Source organism: Craurococcus roseus (assembly GCF_039523795.1).
GTDB classification, from domain to species: domain Bacteria; phylum Pseudomonadota; class Alphaproteobacteria; order Acetobacterales; family Acetobacteraceae; genus Craurococcus; species Craurococcus roseus.
Map to the genome: position 1 here is coordinate 1 of NZ_BAAAFZ010000023.1, position 7,707 is coordinate 7,707.

A 7,707-nucleotide genomic window follows, 5' to 3' on the forward strand; every position below is an offset into this window, starting at 1 on the left:
GCCGCCGCGGCCGGGGCGGCCGCGGCCGCCGTGACGCGTCCGCCGGAGCCCGAGGCGCCACCGCCGGCGCAGCCCTCCGCGCCGCCCAGACCCGTGGTCGGCACCGTCACCGGCCTGCCGCTGCCGCGCTTCGCGGCGCTCGGCTCCAACCAGGTGAACATGCGGATCGGCCCCGACCTGCGCTACCGCATCGAGTGGACCTACCAGCGGCGCGACCTGCCGGTGCAGATCGTCGAGGAGCACCAGATCTGGCGGAAGATCCGCGACCCGGAGGGCACGGAAGGCTGGGTGCAGCGCCCCCTGCTCAACGCCCGCCGCACCTTCCTCGTCCAAGGGGAGGAACGCGCGCTACGCCGCCGGCCGGAAGCAGACGCCTCGGCTGTCGCCCACCTCAAGCCCGGCGTCATCGGCTTGGTCCGCCGCTGCGCCGCCGGCAGCGCTTGGTGCGAGGTGCGGGTCGCCGACCACGAAGGCTGGATACGCCGCTCCGAGATCTGGGGCGTGGGCGCGGACGAGGCGATCGAGTAGGCGGCGCGCCTGGCCGGGGAGAGCCCAGCGCCGCCCCGGCCTACGGTTTCGACTGGCATCCTCGCGCGCCCGATCGGCGTCAGTCGGGCGCGCCCCTGCCCTATCCCTGCCCCCGCATCGCCACCACGTCCGCGTCCTCGGTCAGCAGATAGAGCACGCCGGCCGCCACCGCCGGCTGCAGCACCACGCCGTCCCGCAGCCGGGTCGTGCCGAGCAGTTCGCCGTCCAGCGGGTTCGCCTCCGCCATGCGGCCGTGGCTGCCCGGAATCAGCAGCCGCCCGCCCGCCAGCACCGGCGGCCCCCAGAAGATCGGGTCGCGCCGCCGCCGTTCGTTCTGGAACCGGCCGAGCGAGGTGATCCAGCGCACCCGCCCGTCCTCCCGGCCGAGGCAGGCGAGTTCGCCGCCGGTCGACACCAGGAACAGCGCGTCGCCGGCGGACCAGGGCGTTTCCACCGCCGTCACCTCCCGCTCCCACAGCCGCCGGCCGGACCGGAGGTCGAGCGCCACGGTGAGGCCGCCGAGCCCGGTGGCGAAGACCCTGCCGCGGTCGACCACCGGCATGGCGGTGATGGCGGCGATGTCGGCCAAACCGCCGCCGCGCGCCGAGGACAGGGTTTCGCTCCAGGCCGGCCGCCCGTCCGTGGCGCGGATCGCCGCCAGTTCGCCCGAGCCGAAGCCGGCCACGACCAGCTCGCCCTCCACCGCCGGCGCGGGCAGGCCGAGGCTCATGGTGGTGGTGGGCTGCGCCCGGTAGGTCCAGAGGCGCCGCCCGTCCTCGACGGAGAGCGCGACGAGCTGGTTCTCGACCGTGGGCACCAGGACACGGCCGCCGGCCACCGTGGGCGAGCCGCGCGCCGGTGCCGGCAGGGAAACGCGCCACCCGATGGCGCCGTCCGCCGGGTCGATCGCCATCGCCTCGGCGAGGCCCGTCACGGCGTAGAGCCGCTCGCCCTCGAAGGCGATGCCGCCGCCCAACGCCCCGTCGCGGTCCCGGCGCGGGCGCGTGTCCGCGTCCCAGCGCCGGCGGCCGTTCGCCGCGTCGAGCGCCGTCACCCGGCCGTAGGCGTCCATGGCGAAGACGGTACCGCCGGCCACCAGCGGCGGCGCGGTCAGGCGGCGCCGGTAGCCGGAGCCGGTGCCGACCGACGAGCGCCACGCCTCCGCCAACCCGCGGGCCAGCGCCGGATGCCCGGGCGAATGGTCGACCTCCCCGCCGGCCTGCGGCCACTCGGCGTTCTCCTCGATGGGCGGCAGGGCGATCGGCCCGCCCCGGGCCGCCGCCGCGTCCAGCCCCAGGGGCCGCTCGGCGGCCAGCACCGGCCGGCGCTCGCCGGGCAAGGGCCGCTCGCGCTCGCCGAAGATGGAGTCGAAGGCGCCGGAAACGCTTTCGCAGCCGGCGAGCAGGCCGCCGGCTGCGCCCAACAGGGCGGCACGGCGAAACACGGGGAAACGGCGCATCAGGCGCCGCCCATCCCGGACAGCAGCCGCCCGGCCCGCTCGCGCACGCCCGGCGGCGCCCCGCCGTCGTTGGCCAGCGCCTGGAAGGCCCGCCGCGCCGCATCCGTTTCGCCGCGCTTCAGCGCCGCCAGGGCGCGCACCTCGGCGGCGGAGGCGCGGAACGGGCCGTTGCCCTCGGCCAGCGGCGCCATCCGCGCCTCGACCGCCGCCGCGGTGTCGTCCTTCTCCAAAGCGTGCGTGCCCCACACCACGGTGGCGAGTTCGCGGAATGTCGCGTCCGCCGAGCCGTCCCGCGCGATCGCGTCCCACTCCGCCAACGCCGCGTCGCGCTCGCCCGCCTCCGCGCGCAAGGCGGCGGCGCGCAGGCGGGCCAGCACGCGGTAGCCGGAGGGCGCCTCGGCGGCGACCGCGTCGAAACGCCCGGCGGCAGCGGCGGCGTCCGTGCCCTGCTCGGAGGCGGCGCGCGCGGCGGCGAGGTAGCCCTCCGCGGTGGCCATTGCCGCCCGGCCCTGCCACCAGCGCCAGCCCTGGACGCCGGCGACCGCCACCACGGCCAGCAGCGCCAAGCCGGCTAGGAGGCCGCCGTAGCGATTGAACAGTTGCTTGGTGCGCTCGGCGCGGAGGTCTTCCTTCACCTCGTCGAAGATGTCGGCCACGTCGCTCCTTCCGGATGGGGCGGGGCCGCGGTCTAGCAGCCCGTTGTGGGGGCGTTAACCCCGGCGCCCGCAGGGTGGCGGGATGCGCCGGCCGCTCTGCCTCTTGTTGTTCCTGCCCTTCCTCGCCGCTTGCGACCCCGCCTCGCTCGGTGCCACGGCGGCGGTGGGCGTCGGCTCCGTCGCGGTGATCGGGCGGACGCCAATGGACGCCGCGGTGTCGCTGGCGACAGGGCGGGACTGCTCGGTGGTGCGGCTCGACCGCGGCCTGGGCTACTGCCGCCCGGTGGAACCGCCGCCCGCGCCGCCGCCCTACTGCACCCGCAGCCTCGGCCGCGTGGACTGCTGGCGCGAACCGCCGCTGGCTTTCCCGATGCAGCGCGGCGTGGCGGACGGGCCGGAGGGGCTCACCGCGGAGCAGGAAGCGCACCGGACGCGGCGCTGGGGCCTTTGGTAGGCGGGCGGAAGCGCCACCGGCCCGCCGGTCAGGCGTCGCGCCGGGCTTGCGCGTCACGCACGAACTGGGACACGCGCCCGATCTCGCGGGGGTCCATCTGCACCGTGGGCTCCTGGTTGTCCTTGGGCCGCATGCCCTCGTCGGCGGTCCGGCCCGGACTGGGGTGGTGGACGGGGGCGGCGCGCTTGCGCTCCAAGGCCTCGCGCAAGTTGGCCACGGCGCGGTCGCGCTTCTCCTCGGCCCGGAGCCGCTCAATCCGGCCGTTCACGCGTCGCAGGGCGCGGGCGAAGACCTGCTTCTTCGCCGACAAGCCGCGCTCGCTCGGCGGCTCGGCCGCCGCTCCGCGCGGCTCCGCCTTGCCTCGGCGGATGCGCCTCCGCTCGCGCACCGTGTCGCGCATCCGCGCGCGGCGCGACCGCAGCCAGCGCGCGAGTTCGACCAGCTCGTCCCGCGCCAGCCCTTGGACGGCCGGGTGGTGGCTGCGGGCCACCGGGTCGTACTCGTCTTCGGTGAGCAGCTTGCGCTCGGCGGCGATCTCCACGCCCATGCGGCGTTTCCCTCCATTCTTCCTCGCAAGCCCACGAACGCTGCGTGGACGCCAAGGTGCTCGGGAATCGAGAGGAGCCGGCGGGCAGCGACCCTATAGCGGTTCGGTCTCGCGCTCGGCCATCATCTCCCGGAACGCGGGCCGCGCTTGGCAGGCCGCGAGCCACCGCTGCACGTGCGGGTTGGCGTCGAACAGCCCCGACGCGGGCTGGGCGTAGCGGAAGACCTCCGCGAGGTTGATGTCCGCGACCGTGAATCGGGCGCCGACGGCGAACCCTCCACCGTCCCGCAGCGCCGCGTCGAGCACGCCGAAGGGTTCCCGCAACGCGTCCACGGCCGCCCGGGCCGCGGCGGGGTCATGGTCCTTGGCCGAAGCGGGGAGGCGTTGCAGGATCGTGAGGGCGTGCGGCTCGCACCGCGTCGCGGCCCAGAGCGACCACATGGTCATCAGCCCGGTCTCGCACGCGTCGCGCGGCGCCAGCGGGCCGCCGTGCTTGCAGGCGAGATAGAGCGTGATGGCGAGGGATTCGTGCAGGACGAAGCCGTCGTCATCGATGGTCGGGACCAAGCCGTTCGGGTTGACCGCGCGGAAGGCGGGCGAGGCCGTGTTCAGCGGCGCGTCCGGCGCATCGGGCCGCTCCAGCCGGTAGGCCTGGATCACCGGCACCCGCTCGAACGGCAGGCCAAGCTCCTTGGCGAGCCAAACCGGGCGCGTCGCCCGGGAACGCAGCACGCCGTAGATCCTCAAGCCCATGGATGCCCCCTGCCCTCTGCCGCAACCGGCGTCACCGGAACCGCACCGCCGCTCCGCGGGGTCCGCCGATCGCCTCGTCCTCGCGCATCACCGTCTGCCCGCGGACCACGGTCATCACCGGCCATCCCTTGCAGCGGTGCCCGGCGAAGGGCGTCCAGCCGCAAGGCGAAGCGATCCAGCTTTCCTCGATCGTGCGCTCGCGCTTCATGTCCACCACGGTGAAGTCGGCGTCGTAGCCCGCCGCGAGGCGGCCCTTGCCCACCGCGCCGTAGACGCGCGCCGGGCCGGCGCACATCAGGTCGGCGAGGCGCGAAAGGGAGAGCCGCCCGGCGCTCACGTGGTCCAGCATCAGCGGCACGATGGTCTGCACGCCGGTCAGCCCCGCCGCCGTGCACGGCCAGGGCTTCTCCTTCGCCGCGCGCGAGTGGGGCGCGTGGTCGCTGCCGACCACATCCACCGTGCCGTCCGCCACCGCGGCCCAGGCGGCGCGCATGTGCCGCTCGTCGCGGATCGGCGGATTCATCACCGCGTAGCCGCCGCGCCGGTCGTAGGCCTCGTCCGTCTGGGTCAGGTGGTTCAGCAGCACCTCCACCGTGGCGAGGTCGCGGAAATCCTTCAGGTACTTCAATTCTTCAGCGGTGGAGACGTGCAGGATGTGCGCCGGCCGGCCGGTCTTGCGCGCCAGCGCCATCAGCCGCCGGGTGCCGAGCGCCGCGCACTCCACGTCGCGCCATTCCATGTGGAGCCGGTGCGGCCCGCCGCCGGCGTAGGCGGGGCGCCGTTCCTGCAAGCGGTACTCGTCCTCCGAGTGGTAGCAGACGCGCCGCCTGCCGCTTCGCATCACCGCTTCCAGGCTCTCGTCGTCCTCCACAAGGAGGTCGCCGGTGGAGCTGCCGGCGAAGACCTTCACCGCGCAGACGTTCGGCTCCAGCTCCAGCGCCGCCAGTTCGGCGATGTTGCTCTTGGTGGCGCCGACGTAGAGGCCCACGTCGCAGTGCGCGCGGCCGTCCAGGTGCTCGCGTTTCCAGTCCAGCCGAGCGCGATCGGTGATCGCCGGCGCGGTGTTGGGCATGTCGAACACCGCGGCCAAGCCGCCCAGCACCGCGGCGCGCGTGCCGGTGGCGAGCGTCTCGACCGCCGGATCGCCAGGATCGCGCAAGTGGACGTGGGCGTCGATCAAGCCCGGTAGCACGTGAAGCCCGGCGCAGTCGATCGTCTCCGCCGCTCCGGCAGTTCGGAGGTCGCCGATCGCGGCGAGGCGCCCGCCGCGCACGCCCACATCGGCCGTCTCGACGCCCCAGGGCAGCACCAGCGCGCCGCCGCGCAGCACCAGGTCGAAGCTCGCCATGGCCCGGTCCCCTCCCGCTCCGCCCCGTTGTCCCGCCTCGCCGCCGCGTCTGCAACCCGTGGCGGAGTCAGGCGTGCGCGGCGAAGGCGGCGAGCAGGGCTTCGCCGCGCGGCGTGAGGGCGACGGCGCTGTCCGCCATCGCCGCGCCGGGCACCGGCTCCAGGCGCACAAGGCCGCCGTCCAGCGCATCCTCCCACACGGGGAGCCTGGGACAGGAGGTCCGCCAAGCGGCCATCGCCTCGCCGTGGGTCCTGGGTGCGCTCTCCACCCACGCCAGGAACTGGATCGTCAGCAACCGCAGGGCATCATCCATGGTGACGCTTCCCGTCCGGGCCGGGAGCTTACCGCGGTTTCCAGCGCTACGCGATGGCGAGCGGCATACGCGCCAGTTCGGCCGGCGCCGCCACCATCGCGTCGTGGCCGGTGGCGATCTCCTGCCAGCCCCAACCGCCCTGGCGCTCCACCCACTGCCGCGACGCCTCCAGGGGCGCGCAGACCGGCGCGGTGCAGGCGATGTAGGTGCGCAGCCGGCCGTTGCCGACGCGGTTCTTCAGGCGGAGCGGGCTCTCGTAGGTGCCGGCCGGGTGCGGGGTGAGCCGCCGCGCCACCCACGCGGCGCCCGGGCGGCCGCGTGGGTGGCGACGGAGGGATGGCAACGCCGCCGCCCCGCTCCGCGATCTGCTTCCGGCGCGCGGCGACCACGTCCGGCGGCAGCATGCCGAAGGGGCTCAGCCCCGGCTCCACCGTCAAGCTGTGGAGGTGGACGAGGTGGCGCACAGCCCCAGGCATCCGGTCGGCCACGCCGCTGATGGCGCTGCCGCCGAAGCTGTGGCCGACGAGGATGGCGTCGCACAGCTCCTCCGCCTCCACCAAGTTCGCGGCGTCGTCCACGAACACGTCGAGCGTCACGTCGTGCGAGAGCAGGTGCCGGCGCTCGCCGAGGCCGGTCTGCGTCAGCGTGAAAACCCGGTGGCCCTGAGCGCGCAGCGCGTCCGCCACGTCGCGCCAGCACCAGCCGCCGTGCCACGCGCCTTGGACGAGCACGCAGGTCTCCGTCCGGCCGCGCCGGCGCCTCTTCGGCGGCGAACACGGCCGGAGCGCCGACGCCGGCGACAAGCCTGGTCAGGCGATCCATCCCGGTCTCCCTGGCATTCCTCCCGACGCTGGCAGCATGGCATGCGGCAGAGCCGGTGGCGATGTTCCGGCCGACGCCCCGATCTGGCGAAGGCGGCGCGGGCCGCGACCACGGGCGTGGCGGCCAAGTTGTGCGAAAGGGCACAGACCCGGCGCAGACGCTGGCGCACGGTCCCGTCCACTCTGCCGCAGGATGGCGCTAGCAGCGCTCCGTCGTGGAGCGCCCGTTGCGTGACCCGGCGGGGCACGGCGCCGGCCAGCGCCCGGCGGCACCCGCGAAGCGCCCGCACAGGACAGGCCCGTACCGGACAGGACGAAGAAGCGAACCGCTGAGGAGCCGCACCCCGCTCGCGGGGCTTCCGGCCTCGGGGCCGCCATCGCTCGTGGTTGCGGCGATGGACGTGGCTGGAGAAAGCAACCGGACGCCAGTCGGAGACGGAAAATGGCCACTTGCGAGGACTTCACCATCACCCTGCGGAACAGCACCCACGGCGAAATCAAGGCGACGAAGTTCGAGTACAAGGACGGCTCGAAATGGAAGTCCGAAAACATGTTCGGCGCCGACGGCCACCAGAAGATCGAGAAGGACCACAGCGTAAGCTTCAAGCGCGACCTTGAAGGGATAGGGGCCGAAAGCACCCAGTTCAGGGTCACCTACCAGCACCACATCGGCGGCACCAAGTGGAGCGCCGACAAGTGCGAGGTGACCGACACGTTCACCGCGTTGGACAACGGCGGGAAGATGGTGACGCTCACCGCGTGAAACCGCGCTTCCCGCTCCCGGACGCCGAGTTGAGCGTCGCGTGACGTGGGCGGGCGGCCTCGGCG

Annotated in this window: 10 protein-coding genes; 3 read left to right on the plus strand and 7 right to left on the minus strand. The window is 74.4% G+C overall.

What is annotated here, in order from left to right; genetic code table 11:
• A partial coding sequence (locus ABD067_RS09705; protein WP_343895053.1) for an SH3 domain-containing protein occupies window positions 1-528 on the plus strand: 528 nt, incomplete at its 5' end.
• 100 nt (window positions 529-628) lie between these two features.
• Here ABD067_RS09705 and ABD067_RS09710 read toward each other — a convergent pair.
• Both ABD067_RS09710 and ABD067_RS09715 read right to left on the minus strand, forming a co-directional pair.
• A complete protein-coding gene (locus ABD067_RS09710) occupies window positions 629-1,987 on the minus strand; it encodes an outer membrane protein assembly factor BamB family protein (protein ID WP_343895054.1) in 1,359 nt (452 codons plus the stop codon).
• On the minus strand, window positions 1,987-2,643 hold the full coding sequence (locus ABD067_RS09715; RefSeq protein ID WP_343895055.1) for a tetratricopeptide repeat protein: 657 nt from the start codon (window positions 2,641-2,643) through the stop codon (window positions 1,987-1,989). The genes ABD067_RS09710 and ABD067_RS09715 overlap by 1 nt, the downstream gene beginning before the upstream one ends.
• Before the next feature lie 82 nt (window positions 2,644-2,725).
• On the opposite strand from ABD067_RS09715, the gene ABD067_RS09720 reads away from it, so the two are divergent.
• Window positions 2,726-3,097, plus strand: a complete 372-nt coding sequence (locus tag ABD067_RS09720) for a hypothetical protein (protein ID WP_343895056.1) — start codon at window positions 2,726-2,728, stop codon at window positions 3,095-3,097.
• Window positions 3,098-3,125: 28 nt separating this feature from the next.
• On the opposite strand, the gene ABD067_RS09725 is transcribed toward ABD067_RS09720, so the two are convergent.
• From ABD067_RS09725 to ABD067_RS26405, 5 genes are all read right to left on the minus strand, one after another.
• Entirely contained in the window at window positions 3,126-3,644 is a 519-nt protein-coding gene (locus ABD067_RS09725; RefSeq protein ID WP_343895057.1) for a hypothetical protein, read from the minus strand.
• A gap of 93 nt (window positions 3,645-3,737) precedes the next feature.
• On the minus strand, window positions 3,738-4,397 hold the full coding sequence (locus ABD067_RS09730) for a glutathione S-transferase family protein (RefSeq protein ID WP_343895058.1): 660 nt from the start codon (window positions 4,395-4,397) through the stop codon (window positions 3,738-3,740).
• Window positions 4,398-4,428: 31 nt separating this feature from the next.
• Entirely contained in the window at window positions 4,429-5,745 is a 1,317-nt protein-coding gene (locus tag ABD067_RS09735; protein ID WP_343895059.1) for a dihydroorotase, read from the minus strand.
• 67 nt (window positions 5,746-5,812) lie between these two features.
• Complete coding sequence (locus ABD067_RS09740; protein ID WP_343895060.1) at window positions 5,813-6,058, minus strand: hypothetical protein; 246 nt, start codon at window positions 6,056-6,058, stop codon at window positions 5,813-5,815.
• A complete protein-coding gene (locus ABD067_RS26405; protein WP_408871533.1) occupies window positions 6,034-6,789 on the minus strand; it encodes an alpha/beta fold hydrolase in 756 nt (251 codons plus the stop codon). The genes ABD067_RS09740 and ABD067_RS26405 overlap by 25 nt, the downstream gene beginning before the upstream one ends.
• Before the next feature lie 532 nt (window positions 6,790-7,321).
• Here ABD067_RS26405 and ABD067_RS09750 point away from each other — a divergent pair.
• Complete coding sequence (locus ABD067_RS09750) at window positions 7,322-7,642, plus strand: hypothetical protein (protein ID WP_343895062.1); 321 nt, start codon at window positions 7,322-7,324, stop codon at window positions 7,640-7,642.
• Window positions 7,643-7,707: the final 65 nt, after the last annotated feature.

Excerpts from the sequence above, each read along its gene's own strand:
- ABD067_RS09710 (WP_343895054.1), bottom strand. The coding sequence starts at position 1,987 with ATGCGCCGTTTCCCCGTGTTTCGCCGTGCCGCCCTGTTGGGCGCAGCC.
- ABD067_RS09720 (WP_343895056.1), top strand. The coding sequence starts at position 2,726 with ATGCGCCGGCCGCTCTGCCTCTTGTTGTTCCTGCCCTTCCTCGCCGCT.
- ABD067_RS09725 (WP_343895057.1), bottom strand. The coding sequence starts at position 3,644 with ATGGGCGTGGAGATCGCCGCCGAGCGCAAGCTGCTCACCGAAGACGAG.
- ABD067_RS09730 (WP_343895058.1), bottom strand. The coding sequence starts at position 4,397 with ATGGGCTTGAGGATCTACGGCGTGCTGCGTTCCCGGGCGACGCGCCCG.
- ABD067_RS09735 (WP_343895059.1), bottom strand. The coding sequence starts at position 5,745 with ATGGCGAGCTTCGACCTGGTGCTGCGCGGCGGCGCGCTGGTGCTGCCC.
- ABD067_RS09740 (WP_343895060.1), bottom strand. The coding sequence starts at position 6,058 with ATGGATGATGCCCTGCGGTTGCTGACGATCCAGTTCCTGGCGTGGGTG.
- ABD067_RS09750 (WP_343895062.1), top strand. The coding sequence starts at position 7,322 with ATGGCCACTTGCGAGGACTTCACCATCACCCTGCGGAACAGCACCCAC.